The organism is Chamaesiphon minutus PCC 6605, assembly GCF_000317145.1.
Classification (GTDB): Bacteria; Cyanobacteriota; Cyanobacteriia; order Cyanobacteriales; family Chamaesiphonaceae; genus Chamaesiphon; species Chamaesiphon minutus.
The window spans coordinates 4,929,426-4,945,458 of sequence record NC_019697.1; the positions used below are offsets into that span (position 1 = coordinate 4,929,426).

Below are 16,033 nucleotides of genomic sequence, written 5' to 3' on the forward strand. Positions count from 1 at the left end.
TCACAGTTGAAACTAAATTTGCCATCAGCCAGATTTTCTTTTAGGCTGACGCCCTCTGCCGAAAGTTCTCTTGATAGTCCACTTCACCCACACCAACGATCGTGTCTAGCGACGAAACACCCACAGTCCCTTTTCCCTGGTCGGCATTTTTGAGTCAGCCAGTCTTCAATCACAAGCACAAACTCATTCTCAACCCTAGTTTATTTAAAAAAATTTATCACATTCGGCTGCTCGAAAGTTGTCTTCAGAAGCAGTTACCAGCCGCACGGTATCGTAAGCTCAGCGGCTAGAATTTTTGTTGGTCTAAATCATTAAAAAAAGTAGGGGTAGTTCGTAGATTACCCCTACTTTTTTGGAGTGTAACTTAGAGAATGTTTGAAAAGTCAGGAGAGGGTTAAATCGATCCAAGTACCCTTGTTAAGAGGGTGTCTGAAAAGCATAGATCTAAATCCCCCCAATCCCCTTAAAAAGGGGGAGCAAGAGTCTTAGTCCCCCTTTTTAAGGGGGATTTAGGGGGATTAACAACCGAAGATCGGAGCCAATAAGACTTTTCAGACACCCTCTAACGGCTTAAAAGTTGGCGAATCTATCGTGCCGTATCAAGATCGAGATGAAGTGCTGAATTTACTTTTTAAATATTTTCTGCCGAATCTGGGCGACGAATCGATCGAATTCTGGTAATTTGAGCTGAGAGACGATCGCGGCAAATACGGCGAAACCCATGCCACCAGAGATAGCTAGTTGCACCAACAGCGTAATTGTATTGCTAACGGGGATAAACTGCTGCCAACCGTAACTTATGCCCCATGTAACGCCACCTGCGACTGTGCTAGCGAAGAAGATGCCCAGCAATGGGACAAATCCCCGCCATGGTAAACCATTTAAGCGGCGATCGAGCAAAAATAGCATTACCGAGAACGAAATCAGATTGATGCAAACTGTCGATAAGGTAATCCCCGCCGCACCAAAGGGTTTCCAGAATAAGTAGTCAAACAGGAAATTGAAGAAGATATTCACCATGCTGATCTTAAATGGCGTACTGCCATCGCCGAGTGCGTAGAATACCCGCACCAGCACATCGCGCCCCAGAAAGATAAACATCCCCAAGCTAGAAGCGATTAAAATCGAGCCAACAAGCTGCGAATCTTGAGTTTTGAAGGCACCATATTGATAAACTGTCTGGACGATCGGAAAAGCCAGAGCCATCATCACCGCGCTGAGGGGCATCATCGCAATCCCCGTCAGCAGCAAGCCTTGACGAATCCGATCTTTGAGCTGAGTCCAATTTTGAGGATCGGCTAGGCGCGAAAATTCGGGCAATAGCGAGACTAAAATAATATTGGAAATAATTCCCAGTGGCGTCTGAATTAATAATCCCGAATATTGCATTGCCGAAGCCGCACCTGCAATTCCTGACGCAAATGCTAGATCGATAAATAGGTTAATTTGCAGCGTACCAGAAGAGAAGGTTGCAGGGCCGAGAATTTTGAGAACATCTTGGACGCCTTGTCGCCGCCATTCTAATCGCGGTTTAATCGTGCCCAAACCTACCCGCCATTGAGTTATTACTTGCATCAACCATTGCAATAGCGCGCCGATTAGGGTGGTACCTGCGAGGACTTTTCCTGCTAACAAGGCATTTTCGGAGAGCATAATTTTTGGCCCCAAATAGACTGCCAGAACGCCCACACCAACGATCGTTGTAGAGCTAGTCAGCAGGGGGCTGATGGATGGTAGCCAGTAAAAATCCGCCGAACTGAGGGTACCAAAACCAATGCCGATAAAGCCTGCGAGAACGGCCATTGCGGACATGATTTGCAACTGTTCGATCGCGCATTGACGCACCAAAGCACCGCGCGCGGCATCGCTGCTATGAGCTAAATTGGGCGCGACAATATCGATCGCATTGCTAGCGAAGCAGAAGATCGCAATACTCACGCACAATAAAACGATCCCGACGATCGTCGTAATTGTCTCGACAATCGGTGCTACTTGCGATTTATCTTTTTCTTTGGTAAGTACGCTGACGATCGCGCTATGAAATGGCCCATTAATCCCACCGAGTAAAATTAACAGAAAGCCCGGAATCGCATAGGCATAAGCAAATGCTTCGGTGACAATCCCATTACCAAAGGCAGCAGCGAGCGCGATCGAGCGCACTAACCCGAACACTTTGCTAATTAAGGTGGCAGCAGCGACGATTCCGGCAATGCTGGCGATCGATCGAGTTGGTTTCTTCGATTCAGTCACAAATCTAGGGAGTAGAGAGTAGGGAGTAGCGGATGCGCGCTCGTCGGGTTCCCCGACGGTTTAGCGACCCAAATCGCGCTGAGGTTTGTCTTGTCTTGACGCACACAACCGGGAGGGAACCTCCCGGTCGATGCGTCGCTGTCTCGCTTCCATGGTCGGGAGACAAAGGCGGGAGCGAGCCGCTCCTCAGCGTGCGTTTGGGGCAAGACAGCGCACCAAGCGGAGAGTAGGGAATAGAGTTATCGATCTAGACCCAAATTAATAAATACTCACCCATCTTAGATCGGGTTGTCGCTCCATGTGCGTCGATCGAGTCCCGACCTTTTTGGATTTAGACGGCGATCGTCGCTTAAACTAGATAATTAAGCCATCGGTTGCCGTTGGCATAGCCTCTTCGAGAACGAGAATCGACCCCCAATGCTCCGTTTTCCCACCAAGATCCAAAACTTACTACTCGTCGGGCTAGGATTTCCGATCGTTGCACTCAATATCTGGGTATTGTCTCAATTTTTTCGATATTTCGAGCATCTAATTACGATTTTAACGATCGCCGCGCTTGTGGCATTTTTGCTCAACTACCCAGTTAAAATTCTCGAACAAGTAAACGTTCGCCGCTTGCTGGCGATCGTTTGCGTGTTATTAATTACACTTACACTCTTAATTATTTTGGGCGTAACCGTAGTTCCCAATGCGATCGAGCAAACTACCGAATTAATTAAACAAGTACCGGAGTGGATTAGGGCAAGTAACGAAAATATTAATGCTTGGGAAGAATGGGGAAAAAGAAAAGGCTTACAGCTCGATTTTAATGTGTTGAGGTCGCAGATTAATGCCAAGATTGACACTCAACTCCAAATTATTGGTGCTGAGGTGGTTGGATTGGCTGTAGGTACGCTATCGGGCGTAGTCGATACACTTTCAATTATCGTCTTGTCGATTTATATGTTGTTGTATGGCGATCGATTGTGGTTTGGGATTGTGGCAATTTTACCAGAGGGCATTAGGATACCTTTAAGCGAATCGTTACGACAAAATTTTCAGAACTTTTTTATCAGTCAACTGATTTTAGGGACGTTCATGGCCACGAGCCTAACTGCGGTTTTCTTTTTCTTACAAGTGCCCTTTGGATTATCTTTTGCAATTTTCATCGGTGCTGCGGAATTAATTCCTTTTATCGGAGCCAGTTTGGGTATCGGACTAGTCACAGTCGTAATTATGTTAAAAAACTTCGGATTGGGAGTTTCGGTGTTAATTGCTTCGGTAATCGTTCAACAAATTAAGGATAATTTATTAGCACCAAAATTAATGGGCGAATTCATCGGTTTAAATCCGATCGCGATTTTGATCTGTTTGCTTACTGGCGGTCAAATCGCCGGATTATTGGGCGTCATTGTATCTGTGCCGATCGCAGGTACGATCAAAGGCACGTTCGACCTGATGAGCAAACCACCCCATAACCTAGTCCCTCAGCCAGAATATGCTGGAGAATCGCTAGATAGTGAGTAGAGATTTTTGGTAGATGGGTAATGAGTAATGGGTAGCGTCGCTACCTTGTTTACCAGCAAAAGACGATCGTAATCTTTCCCCCTTTCGCATTCTGCCTTCTGCCTTCTGCCCAGAGCCTAAAGCCTAGTAAGCGACCAGTAAGTCTATAATTATTACCGACAAGCATTGCAAATAAAATTCAGAACCTTATGTGGAAACAAGTTACCGTGTCGATAATTGTGGCACTGGCGATCGTCTTACAGATTAATGTCACGCCTGCTGAAGCTGCCGGATTGCAAGGCTATGTAGATACTGGTGATGGTTATAAATTTCTCTATCCTAATGGCTGGGTAGCTGTGAAAACTACTAAAGGTGCGGATATTATCTTTCATGACTTGATCGAATCTAGTGAAAACGTCAGTGTCGTTATCAGTCAAGTAGATAAAGATAAAAAACTCAGCGATCTCGGTACGGCTTCTGACGTAGGTTATAAATTAGGCAAAAACGCGATCGCGCCACCAGGATCGGGACGGGAAGCCGAATTGATTAGTGCCGAAACCCATGAAGCTAAGGGTAAAACTTACTATATTCTCGAATATGATGTCACATTACCCACTAGTAAAAGACATAATATTGCTAGCGTCGTTGTCAGTCGTGGCAAATTATTTACCTTCAATGCTTCGACTACCGATCGACGGTGGGGGAAAATGAAAAATGTTTTTAAAGATGTTGTTAACTCCTTCAGTGTTGCTTAGTAGCTAACCTAAGTTGCTAACTATTCCCCAGCGGTTAGAAACCGCTGCTCGTGTTTCAAAGTCCACGCAGGCAGACTTGGCAGCATTAGCAATGACTGGAAGTCGTTGGCTGCTTTATTGACTAACCCAAGTTGCTACCTATAGAATGCCTACGATTGAAATCGTGGCTAACGGTGCAAAGTCCGCCTACGCGGACTAGAAAATTCAGTCCGCGTAGGCGGACTTTGCATCATGAGGAGTGGTTTTAACCACTTTAATTGTAGGTAGCAACTTGGGTTAACTAGCAACTTAGGTTAGCTAACAGATTGCGCTCTGATGCGGTACGCACGCAAATCGCCAAAGGTCGTACCTCATTTTCCAGAACTGTTGTAGCAATAAACAGGTTAGTCTGCGTGAGTGCGAACATTTTTTCCAGAAATTCTGTAAACGTATGACTATTAACTTTGTGCTAGCTTCTGCTTCACCCGCTCGGAGACGATTGCTTCAGAGCGTCGGCATCAATCCGCTCGTCTGCGTCAGCCACTTCGACGAATCGCAGATTCAACTGCGCGATCCGATGGCACTAGTAGAGACGTTAGCGCAGCGGAAGGCAGAAGTTGTCACCAACCAAGTCCAAGATTCCCTCATTCTCGGATGCGACTCGATCTTAGTTGTTGGTGACGAAATCTACGGTAAACCAGAAGATCCAGCAGTCGCATTTACCCGCTGGCAAAAAATGCGGGGTGGTAGTGGGACTTTATACACCGGACATGCCCTGATCGACCAAACCCAAGCCAAACAAGTCGTCCGGTGTGGAATTACCCAAGTTTATTTCGGGCGAGTGACCGATGCTCAGATTCAGGCTTATATTGCCACTGGCGAGCCGTTAGTCTGTGCGGGGGGATTTGCCCTCGAAGGTAAAGGCAGTGCCTTGGTTGACAAAATTGATGGCTGTCATAGCAATGTGATTGGCCTCAGCTTGCCATTGCTTCGATCGATGCTTGCCGAACTGAGCTACGATCTGTGTAGTTACTGGTGAGTCCTGTCAGCTAGATACTACTATGATCTCCAGCGAAGAATTCCAACAAAAGTTACAAGCCGGACGACTTCATGAAGCTTTAGCATTGGTGGTGAGGGATACGACTCTCTTGCATAGAGGATTTGCCCCCGAGTTGGATGTGACGACGCGGTTGACACAGGAGCTAGCCAACTCCGAGTCATCAGATCGGGAATATCTCCGCACCAAAATCAACTTACTGACAGGAGATATTCAAAATGAGATCGGTAAAGATGTCGTTACCGACAGCACTACTCATCTCAAATTGCAAAAATTACATATCGACCAAATTGTGGCAAGCCATCGAATCGTCCAAGGTTATCTCGATCGATTTAAAGCAATTTTGACAGTGTTAGCCCCATCGATCCATAATGCTGCCAGCCAACAGCATCACCCCAGCCCACTCCTCCAGGCAGAGCGGATGGACACCGATACTCTAGTGGCGCGACTGCACGAAGCTACGGGGGCATCACCAATCGATCGTCAGCAGCGACAGAGCGAATCTATGGCTAGTAATGCAGCAACATTCAGCGATGAGGAGTTGTCGCAGTTAGCCATGAGTTGCGATACCGAGCCAGTTCAATGGCAACCACTCACTAATCCTGCTGCCCCAATCCAACGAAAACAACAAACAGATCGCACAGTGTCACTTGTAGAAGAACTCGAACCTATGGATGATGAAATCGACTTATCTATCGATGAAGATGGAGCTGTTTGGGAAGAATGGGTAGAAGATGAAGACTTTCTGCCTGAGTCATCCTCGATCGATTTGTCATCAGCCTCGCCAGAGATCGCATTACCCGCTCGCGAAGAACCTACACTCGATCCGCGCCAGCTCCACCCGATCGAATTAAAACCCACCCTACCCCGCACTAGCAAGCGCGTAGCAGTACCTTCGCCCAGCAATTCCAAATTCAGATTTTGACAACTTGGTAGGGTGAGCAGGAGAATAGAGAGACTTCAAAAAGAGAAGCAGAATGGAGCCAATGAAGCTGAGTTTTGGGGTATTGATAGTCTATCTGAACCGAGCAATTCTTCAGATGAAAGATCCGCGCCTTGCCAGCAATGGCACTAAATACACCATCAGAGATGCTGTGTTGGGAGCATTTTCGATGTTTTTCATGCAAAGCGAATCCTTTTTAGAACATCAGCGGCACATGAATAGCAATCAGGGCAAAAGCAATGCTCAGACACTGTTTGGCATGATTAAAATCCCAACAGTGCCGCAAATTCGGAATATCCTGGATGAAATTTCAGCCACAGCACTATTTGGAGTATTCAATCACGTCTATCAGTCTTTAAGACGAGAAGGTCACTTGAAACCGTTTGAATATCTCGGTGGATTACTAGTTGCGCTGGATGGAACTCAGTATTTTGACTCGCACAAACTCAACTGTAAATGCTGTTCGAGCCGTACCCACAAAAATGGCACAGTAACTTACTTCCACAGTGCCATTTTGCCTGTAATAGTTGCGCCTGGGCAATCTCAAGTAATTTCCTTAGCTCCGGAATTCATCACACCTCAAGATGGTCACCAGAAGCAGGACTGCGAAGTGGCAGCAGCTAAACGATGGCTCAAAACTCATGCCCCAGAATTCCAAGGACAAGCAATCACTCTACTCGGAGATGACCTCTACAGTCACCAACCAATGTGTGAACAGGTGATAGCGTCGGGAATGAACTTTATCTTTACCTGTTTAGAAACGTCTCATACTGCTGTTTATGATTGGTTGAAATACTTGGATGGTATTGGCGAGGTGAAAAAGCTAGAAGTGAAACAGTGGAACAGCAATTCAAGCGAATTATATAGCTATCAATATGTGAATGGAATTCCTCTAAGGGACTCCCAGCCAGCAATGAAGGTCAATTGGTGTAAACTAATCCATACCCGCCAATCAGATGGAGAAATATTATATGAAAATTCATTTATTACCCGCCATGAATTAAACGAACAGAGCGTACCTCTGGTTGCTGCGGCTGGTCGATGTCGTTGGAAGACCGAAAATGAAAATCATAATGTGCTCAAAACAAAGGGATATCATCTGGAGCATAACTTTGGGCATGGTCAGCAGCATTTAGCTGCTTGTTTATTGACGCTGAACCTGTTGGCATTCCTTTTTCACACTGTTTTGCATTTAACAGATCTTGCATATGGACAGATTCGTCTCAAGCGTGTTACTCGTAAAGGCTTTTTTCAAGATATCCTCAGTCTTACCAAATATTTACTCTTTGAGAGTTGGCCTTCTTTGATTGATTTCATGCTTTACGGCTCGGCTTCCACTCTGGTCGCCAACTCTTCCTAGATTTTTGAATTTGGAATTGCTGACCTTCGCCACAGTGGGACAAATTCGAGCCAGAGTACCTCCATCCCAGCGATTACCAACCTTTAAAGCTCGATCCGATCGATGCAGGGCGAATCGATCGATTATTGTCTTTGGATAAGTATATATAACTCTATCCCCCGCCTTCCCCCTCTCCACCTGGGTACCCCCAACCGATCTAAATATGTTAGCTGAGTTACTGCATTTTCCTAGTCTAGGTATCGAAAATTTAGCTTCCCTCTTGCAACTTCCCAGTTTAGATCTGGTTAATTTCACTCACGCGATCGATCTCAATTGGGGGCAATTCTTCCTCGCTTTTCAATTTGTGTCACCTGGAGAAGAAATTTTTAATGTTGTTGGTTTTCGCCTCAAGTGGTATGGCTTATTAATTGCCACCGCAGTATTAATTGGGGTGAATTTATCGATGCGATTGGCCAAGTCTCGCGATGTCGAACCAGAAGCGATCGCCGATCTGTCGATTTGGTTAGTATTAGCGGCGATTCCTTGCGCACGACTATATTATGTCGCTTTTCAATGGCAAAACTATTCGCAACATCCCGAACAAATTATCAAAATTTGGGAAGGCGGAATTGCCATTCATGGAGCGATTATTGGCGGGTCGATTGCGGCAATTATTTTTGCCAAACTCAAGCAGATTTCATTTTGGCAATTAGCCGATATTGTCGCGCCATCAGTAGCTTTAGGCCAATCGATCGGCAGATGGGGTAATTTTTTTAATTCAGAAGCCTACGGAGGGCCGACAGATTTACCATGGAAACTATGTATTCCAAGCGGTGATGGAACTTGCAGTTACGTTCATCCCACATTTTTATATGAATCGCTCTGGAATTTACTAGTATTTATCATCTTAATGTGGTTGTTTGTTCGAGACAATAATCGGCATCAACTGCGGACTGGTTCGATATTTTTGATGTACTTAATCGCTTATAGTATCGGACGGTTTGGGATTGAAGGTTTACGCACGGATAGTTTAATGTTAGGCTCGCTGAGAATCGCTCAAGTAATTAGTTTCGTCGGCATTGCGATCGGCTCGCTCGGTTTATTATGGTTGTATATTCGTCGCCGTCGATTGCCAGACGTGGTTTGAGTAATTGATAGTGGCAAGTGAATAGTGGAAAGTGGAAAGTGAACCCATCCATCCATCCACCCATCCTACGGTGGTACAGTCCACCCATCCACCCATCCACAGCCCCCGCTCCCCGCCAAAATAGTAATTAGATTTACGGTGTAGACTACTAGATTGAGCGATCGACCTAATTAGCTGTAAACTAGCACTCATACCCAGCCAGATCCCGATGAGTTTTACCGAAATTACCGTTACCGAACTAGCGGCAAAAATTGCCGATCCAGATGCACCATATCAGTTTGTGGATGTCAGAGAACCTCACGAACTAGAGATCGCGACACTGCCGAGATTTATCAACTTGCCCTTGAGCGAATACGCCAGTTGGTCGCCAGAGATTTATACTCGATTGGACAAAGATATCGAAACACTCGTATTGTGCCATCATGGAATGCGATCGGCGCAAATGAGTCAGTGGCTAATCGAGCGCGGTTTTACGCATGTTAGTAACATTATTGGTGGTATCGACGCATACAGCCATTATGTCGATCCCCAAATCGCAAGGTACTAGTTACCAACAGACACAATCTTTGGGGATCGCCGTTAGGATCGGTTAAGTTAGTAGTTACTTTGGTTACTAAAATTATCCGAGAGCGCGGTATAATTCATCCAGCTTTGTCTATCGAGTGCAAGTGCGATCGATTGGAAGTAATTGCTATCTCCAAGCTATTCCTATCGCCACGATTAACACCATCTGTTGAAGAATTGTTATAATTAATAACTCCGCATAGCGGTAGTAGTTTATGTCATTCGATCTGAATAAACGTCATCAACAGATTTTGAAGGCCACGATCCGTCAGTATATTTCTACCGCCGAACCAGTTGGCTCTAAAACGCTCGTAGATGGCTATAATCTGAATATTAGTCCAGCGACAATTCGTAATGGCTTTGCGACGCTTGAAAAAGCCGGATTTTTGTATCAGCCACATACTTCAGCGGGCAGAGTTCCCTCCGATTTAGGTTATCGCGTTTATGTCGATCGATTGATTCAGCCTTCGCCAGATATGGGTAAGCAAGTAGAAGAATTGCTAACCGATAAACTCGATTGGGATGGTTGGAGTTTAGAAGCAATTTTGCGCGGTGCGGTAGAAGTATTAGCCACTCTCAGCGGCTATGTAACGATGATTACGCTACCGCAAGCTCGTCGCTCGACAGTCAAGCATATTCAGCTCGTGCGAGTAGAAGCAAATAAGATCGTGGTAATTGTAGTCTGGGATGCCTATGAAACCCAGTCGATATTGATGCAATTACCCCAGCAAAGATCGGCAAGCGATGGCGATTTACTCGATCGCGAGTTGCAAGTTTTATCAAATTTTCTCAATGGCAAATTACGCGGTCGATCGGTATTAGAAGTACTAAAACTAGATTGGAGCGAACTGGATCGCGAACTTCAGCAATATGTAGATTTGGTTAGGAACTTACTGACCGATCTGTCGCGCCAGTCCAAACCCACGCATACATCGCAAATGATGATTTGGGGAATTTCGGAAGTCTTAGGACAGCCGGAATTTTCGCAATTACAACAAGTAAAAACCTTATTGCATTTGTTAGAATCCGAACAGGACAAAATTTGGGAATCGATCTTCAAACCCGATCTCGACTCTTCGCTCGATCTCCAACCAAAAGTCGCGATTAGGATCGGTGCCGAAAATCCCCTCAAGCCAATGCAGACTTGTACGTTGATTTCCACCAATTACCATCAAGATTCGATTCCAGTGGGCAGTGTCGGCTTATTAGGGCCAAAACGGATGCTCTACGAAGACGCGATCGCCTTAGTTGAATCGGCGGCTGATTATATTTCAACAGCTATCAGTCAAGAATAATTATATTAATCGATCGATGTTTAATCCTGGTGGTGGCGGGTGGTTTTTGTCCGAGATCGAACAGTAACATCGATATTAAATTGCGTAAAGCGGATGCGCTCCGGTCGGGTTCCCCGATCGTGGAAGCGCACTAAGCACCCACCCTTACAGATCTAAAAAATGTGGAATAAAATTGTTTTTGGAGGATTATGGCTGGGATTTGTTGGGTATGCGTTCTTATTGGCTCCACCCGATCGACCCGATACTTTGCCGTTAATTATCAATCTTTCTACAGGGAAATGGACGGGGATAAATCCGCTAATTATTGCTCTATTTAACTTGATGGGAATCTTGCCGATGGTGTATGCCTGTCTCATCTTAATTGATGGCAAAATTCAGAAACTTCCGGCTGGCGTATTCAGCGCGATCTCTTTTGGGGTGGGCGCGTTTGCGATTTTACCCTATTTAGCCATTCGGCAATCTCTATCTGGTGTGGAAGTGGAACGGATACGATCGAATGGGATCGATCGGGGTGGTATAATTAAGCTGATAGATTCGCGTTGGCTCGGAGTTGCACTGACGATCGGCACGTCGATCTTATTGGTTTATGGAATTACTCAAGGAAATTGGCCGGATTTTGTTCGTCAATGGCAAACGAGCAGATTTATCCACGTCATGAGTTTAGACTTTTGTCTACTAACATTACTCTTACCTGTGGCGATCTCCGATGACATTAACTTGCGTCATTTTACCAACCCACAAACAATCAAATTATTGTCGTGGTTACCACTATTTGGTGCGCTCATCTATTTATGCACTCGGCCTAATCTAATCGATGCTAATAATAGATCTAGCCAGAAATTAGTTTAAATCAGTATCCGGAATAAATTGCCGCCAATGCGAGTCAACTTTTATCCAGAGAACTGCTAGCTTCAACACTCAACTATACTCATGCTAAAAATTGCCGTTGTAGACTACGATATGGGAAACTTACACTCCGTTTGTAAGGGTCTGCAACATGCTGGCGCGGACACAGTAATTACCCACGAAGCGGCAGAATTAGCGGCTGCGGATGCGATCGTCTTACCGGGAGTAGGTTCTTTCGATCCGGCGATGAATAAGATTCGCGATCGAGACTTGGAGCAACCACTCAAAGATATTATTGCCACTGGCAAACCATTTCTAGGAATTTGCTTGGGATTGCAGATTTTATTCGAGCGATCGGATGAGGGCAAAGAAGCTGGCTTAGGCATCATCCCTGGCACCGTGCGTAAATTTCAGCCAGAACCCAATCTTACCATCCCGCAAATGGGTTGGAATCAAATTCACCTCACACAGCCAAACTGTCCGTTGTGGGGGGAAATAGACACCAATGCGTGGGTATATTTCGACCACTCCTACTATGTCGATCCCAGTAGTTCGCCAGTTGCGGCTGCGACAGTGACCCATGGGACACAAACTGTAACCGCTGCGATCGCGCGCGACAATGTGATGGCAGTCCAGTTTCACCCCGAAAAGTCTGCCACTATCGGACTACAGATGCTGGCCAATTTTGTCCAAATGGTCGATCGAGCGTCATAAATCTTGAAGGTTGCTACAAGTTGTGATTAAAAATGAGGGTAGGCGGCAATTTGTGAATTACCCCTACCCTCATTTTTGACAGACGATCGCAGCAAACTATAAATAGATTGACGATCGAGTAACGCCCAATTATAGATTTAATGCGAGGCTAAAGATTGAAATAATCGCAAGTAGTCTTGAGCGATTTTTTCGGAGGTGTAATTTTTGCGACAATAGTCACGACCAGATCGGCCTAGCTCCTGTGTCAATTGCGGATTTTGGCTGAGTCGGTACAGATAGTCTGCCAATCCTTGACTGTCGCCATTGCGCACGGACACGCCGCAATTTGCTGCCGCGAAGACTTCGTTTAGATAAGAATTTTCTGGACAAATGCTGACAATTGGCCGACCGGAGGCCAAAGCTGAGTATAACTTACTCGGAGCGACCAATCCTTCCATACCCTCACTGATACTGACGATCGAGACATCACAAGCCGTAAGTGAATAGGGTAAATTCTCGCGGGGCTGGTAGGGTAAAAATAAGCAGTTAGTCAGACCCATTTCGTCTACACGATGCTGAAAATCTTTCCGCTTTTCGCCGCTGCCGATAAATACAAATCGGATCGGAGTCTTGCGCAAGCGCACGACTGCATCAAATAACGTCTCCATATCGTGACAGCGACCCATATTCCCGGAATACAACACCGTAAATGGCTCCACTAATCCGTGCTCTTTGGCAAACCAGTTGTCTTGCTTGAGTCGAGGAAAGATCTGTTCGGAATCGACCCAACTTGGGATGACGACAATTTTGCGCTCGATGCCTGGTTGTTTGGCCAGAATCCGCTCTTTCATACTCTCGCTCAAAACAATAATTGCCGCAGCGCGCTTCCAAGTCAAGCGATTGAACCGCTCCCACAAACGCGCAATCAAATGGTGTTTTTTGATGACATCTAGCTCGATGGCGATATCTGGATACAGATCGTAGAGCAGACAAACGTAGCGAATTTTGCAAATATGACTGAGGAGATACCCCAAAATCGGTAGAAATGGTGGTGCAGTTGTTAACAAGACTAACTCACGTCGATCGCGATTGCGGAGCAGGTGCAGTGCTGTCCGCACAAAAAAGATTGCGCCAGCAACGGCTTTGCCACGAATGCGTTGGGGCCAAAACCGAGCGGATTGGGAGCGGCGCACGAGTAAGGATTCGTGAGATTCGAGTCGAGGCGAATCATCTCGATCGAACGCATAAGATGGCTGGCTGGTAAAAACATCTACCTTGCCGAAGCTTTTAAGATTGTGAGCTAATTCTTCAATCAATTGGCCTGTTGCCGCATAGTCTGGCGGAAAAAACTGATTGATAATCTTCAGGTCGATTGGGGCATAATTTTGTAGAGGTTGGTTAGAGATAAGTTCCTGTTCGTTAGGATACTTTTTGCGGGAAATAGAACTGGTTTCGGGGGTGTTGATTTTAGTGGAGGAAGGCATATTGCTAGCTTGTGGGGAGGAATGCTTAATAAATAAAGCCATCATTTTTACCAGTCTTGCTGCACAACTGAGCACAAATGCTAAATTAATGGATGGGATAATGCATTTTTCGCAAATCAAGCATGAACTATAAGGATTACAGGATATTTATATATATAGTACCCTTAATATCTATAAAGATAGCTAAAATCTTTGAAAATTTACTTTTGACTCCGCTGCGTCACTAGCTGAAGTATCCACATTTAGGTAAAGTTTTGACTGAGTATCCGAAGATTTACACCAGTACAAGTTCAACATATTTTATTAATGCTGACATCTTACTATAATATTCCGATGTGAAGCTGTCCACTATATTTGAATACACTCTGATGAATGATAATTAATTTTGTTTTGGCAACTTGGGCGGAGATAATAATATTATGCGTTTAGACAAGTATACAGTTGGTGCATATTCACCTGGCGCACCATTATGGAAACAAATTGCTTGGTATTATCTCGGTTCGCCATTAGTAAGCAGCTACTGGATGGTGGGTTCTGACTTCAAATGTTGGTTATTACGTTGTTTTGGCGCGCGAGTGGGCGATGGGGTGCGGATCAAGCCAGGTGTGAAGGTCAAGTTTCCGTGGCGATTGACTGTGGGCGAGCATGTGTGGTTGGGTGAGAATTGCTGGATCGATAATGTTGCCGCAGTAACGATCGACAGCCATACTTGTATCTCTCAAGACGTATATCTATGTACGGGGAACCATGATTGGAGCAGTCCCAGTTTCGACCTCAAAGCTACGCCAATTCATATCGGCGAGGGTTGTTGGATTGCCGCACGTGCGATGGTGGGGCCAGGAGCGACAATCGGATGCGGTGCTGTGCTGTGCATGGGAAGTGTGGCAGGTCGCTCGTTAGCACCAATGACGATTTATGCTGGCAATCCCGCACAGCCGATCAAGGAGCGACAAATGTCGGCAAATTTAGAGGAGCTGGACATGGCGAACGCAGATCCTAATTCGATGCGATCGGGATTAGTAAAATCGGTCAATAATAGCTGTTTTTAGATATTAGTATTTTTTAATACAGATTTTGAAAATTATTTAGCTTGGGGCGCAGGAGATTGAATCTCGATCGAGTAATGTCTATTGATTGCCAACCATAATTATGGTGATGGATTAGCGTCTAATTAATTAGCTATTAGCGCGCGATCCCCAAGCTTAATTCACTCCAACAGTTGTCGATTGTCATGGGTGGATCGCACGCTTTCTAGCGATAGAGTATCGATTGGAGCTAAAAATTCAACCGATCGAGTGCCAAGATTTATGTATAATATATTACAGAAATTTGAGTGCAAACGATGTCTACCAATCTAGCGGCGAACGATAAGGTCGATCGAATTCTCGATCTCGATTTTATTAACAGCGAGCTATTTTAGTCGATTGTCTTTGTCTTGTAAAACTCATGTTCGATTAACTTAATCGATAGTATTAGCTCTGCAAAGACTCGCTGAAATGCGTAATAGATACCATGCCAACCATCCAGAATCCCGCCTTTATAAATTAGGCAATAGACAAAAACTAGTACTGGCGCGATAACTTTAGCCAGTCTAATTTTATCTACAAAACTTAGTTGTGTTGGTGGTATATCGATCAGCTTTTTCATTTCTAAGTCTGCATATTTAATTTGCGAGTTAAACCATCTATTTACAGGTTTACGGTCGTCATGATAAATATGCTCTTTGAGAGTACCTGACAGACCTTTATTTACCAATAATTGGGTATGCCCGTCATCAATATAAGTACATGCCTCCTTGCGAAATAGTGCTTGACGCGGCGGAAGAATGGCTCGCTGTAAAGGTTTGCCAAATACGCAAAACTTGAACGGTACAAAGTAACCGTCGATCGAGCGATCGTTTAAAGCTGAAATCTCACCTACTAGTCGATCGGGAATACAATAGTCAGCATCGAGCGAAAGTACCCACTCCGAACTAACTTGTCGCACACCATAGTTCCATTGAATGGCATGAGTATCGAAAGCACGTTGGAAGACTTTGACACAAGGATAAGATTTGAGAATATTTAAGGTTTCATCATTACTATAACTGTCGATAACTACAATCTCTTTTGCCCATGCTAATTTTTCGATAGTTCGAGCTATATTGGGTGCTTCATTATAAGTGAGGATTAACGGGGTAACTTTATCTAACATTTG

The 16,033-nt window shown here is 45.1% G+C and carries 15 protein-coding genes; 12 read left to right on the forward strand and 3 right to left on the reverse strand.

Annotation, left to right across the window (positions count from 1 at the left end; genetic code table 11):
• Positions 1-101: 101 nt before the first annotated feature.
• A complete protein-coding gene (locus tag CHA6605_RS34455) occupies positions 102-290 on the forward strand; it encodes a hypothetical protein (protein ID WP_157260075.1) in 189 nt (62 codons plus the stop codon).
• A gap of 334 nt (positions 291-624) precedes the next feature.
• On the opposite strand, the gene murJ is transcribed toward CHA6605_RS34455, so the two are convergent.
• On the reverse strand, positions 625-2,250 hold the full coding sequence (gene murJ / locus CHA6605_RS22435; protein WP_015161667.1) for a murein biosynthesis integral membrane protein MurJ: 1,626 nt from the start codon (positions 2,248-2,250) through the stop codon (positions 625-627).
• Positions 2,251-2,667: 417 nt separating this feature from the next.
• Here murJ and CHA6605_RS22440 point away from each other — a divergent pair, with 417 nt between their 5' ends.
• The 10 genes from CHA6605_RS22440 (at position 2,668) to hisH (ending at position 12,374) form a co-directional block, all read left to right on the forward strand.
• On the forward strand, positions 2,668-3,756 hold the full coding sequence (locus CHA6605_RS22440; protein WP_015161668.1) for an AI-2E family transporter: 1,089 nt from the start codon (positions 2,668-2,670) through the stop codon (positions 3,754-3,756).
• Positions 3,757-3,944: 188 nt separating this feature from the next.
• Positions 3,945-4,490: a photosystem II reaction center PsbP gene (gene psbP / locus CHA6605_RS22445; RefSeq protein WP_015161669.1), complete on the forward strand. Its 546-nt coding sequence runs from the start codon at positions 3,945-3,947 to the stop codon at positions 4,488-4,490.
• Between the two features lie 430 nt (positions 4,491-4,920).
• Complete coding sequence (locus CHA6605_RS22450; protein WP_015161670.1) at positions 4,921-5,508, forward strand: Maf family protein; 588 nt, start codon at positions 4,921-4,923, stop codon at positions 5,506-5,508.
• Between the two features lie 22 nt (positions 5,509-5,530).
• Positions 5,531-6,451 carry a hypothetical protein gene (locus tag CHA6605_RS22455; protein ID WP_015161671.1) on the forward strand — a complete coding sequence of 307 codons (921 nt, stop codon included), beginning with the start codon at positions 5,531-5,533 and terminating at the stop codon, positions 6,449-6,451.
• Positions 6,452-6,503: 52 nt separating this feature from the next.
• Positions 6,504-7,829, forward strand: coding sequence for an ISNCY family transposase (locus CHA6605_RS22460; RefSeq protein WP_015158142.1), 1,326 nt, complete (start codon positions 6,504-6,506; stop codon positions 7,827-7,829).
• Positions 7,830-8,031: 202 nt separating this feature from the next.
• Positions 8,032-8,955: a prolipoprotein diacylglyceryl transferase gene (lgt, locus tag CHA6605_RS22465; protein ID WP_015161672.1), complete on the forward strand. Its 924-nt coding sequence runs from the start codon at positions 8,032-8,034 to the stop codon at positions 8,953-8,955.
• A 208-nt stretch (positions 8,956-9,163) separates the two neighbouring features.
• Entirely contained in the window at positions 9,164-9,502 is a 339-nt protein-coding gene (locus CHA6605_RS22470; RefSeq protein ID WP_015161673.1) for a rhodanese-like domain-containing protein, read from the forward strand.
• A 232-nt stretch (positions 9,503-9,734) separates the two neighbouring features.
• Positions 9,735-10,814: a heat-inducible transcriptional repressor HrcA gene (hrcA, locus tag CHA6605_RS22475; RefSeq protein ID WP_015161674.1), complete on the forward strand. Its 1,080-nt coding sequence runs from the start codon at positions 9,735-9,737 to the stop codon at positions 10,812-10,814.
• A 159-nt stretch (positions 10,815-10,973) separates the two neighbouring features.
• Entirely contained in the window at positions 10,974-11,663 is a 690-nt protein-coding gene (locus CHA6605_RS22480; protein ID WP_015161675.1) for a hypothetical protein, read from the forward strand.
• Between the two features lie 81 nt (positions 11,664-11,744).
• Positions 11,745-12,374, forward strand: a complete 630-nt coding sequence (hisH, locus tag CHA6605_RS22485) for an imidazole glycerol phosphate synthase subunit HisH (RefSeq protein WP_015161676.1) — start codon at positions 11,745-11,747, stop codon at positions 12,372-12,374.
• A gap of 137 nt (positions 12,375-12,511) precedes the next feature.
• Here hisH and CHA6605_RS22490 read toward each other — a convergent pair whose 3' ends face one another.
• Positions 12,512-13,837, reverse strand: a complete 1,326-nt coding sequence (locus tag CHA6605_RS22490) for a glycosyltransferase family 4 protein (RefSeq protein ID WP_041549806.1) — start codon at positions 13,835-13,837, stop codon at positions 12,512-12,514.
• 419 nt (positions 13,838-14,256) lie between these two features.
• Here CHA6605_RS22490 and CHA6605_RS22495 point away from each other — a divergent pair, with 419 nt between their 5' ends.
• Positions 14,257-14,886: a WcaF family extracellular polysaccharide biosynthesis acetyltransferase gene (locus CHA6605_RS22495; protein WP_015161678.1), complete on the forward strand. Its 630-nt coding sequence runs from the start codon at positions 14,257-14,259 to the stop codon at positions 14,884-14,886.
• Positions 14,887-15,253: 367 nt separating this feature from the next.
• Here the strand turns inward: CHA6605_RS22495 and CHA6605_RS22500 are convergent, their stop codons facing one another.
• Positions 15,254-16,030: a glycosyltransferase family 2 protein gene (locus tag CHA6605_RS22500; protein ID WP_015161679.1), complete on the reverse strand. Its 777-nt coding sequence runs from the start codon at positions 16,028-16,030 to the stop codon at positions 15,254-15,256.
• Positions 16,031-16,033: the final 3 nt, after the last annotated feature.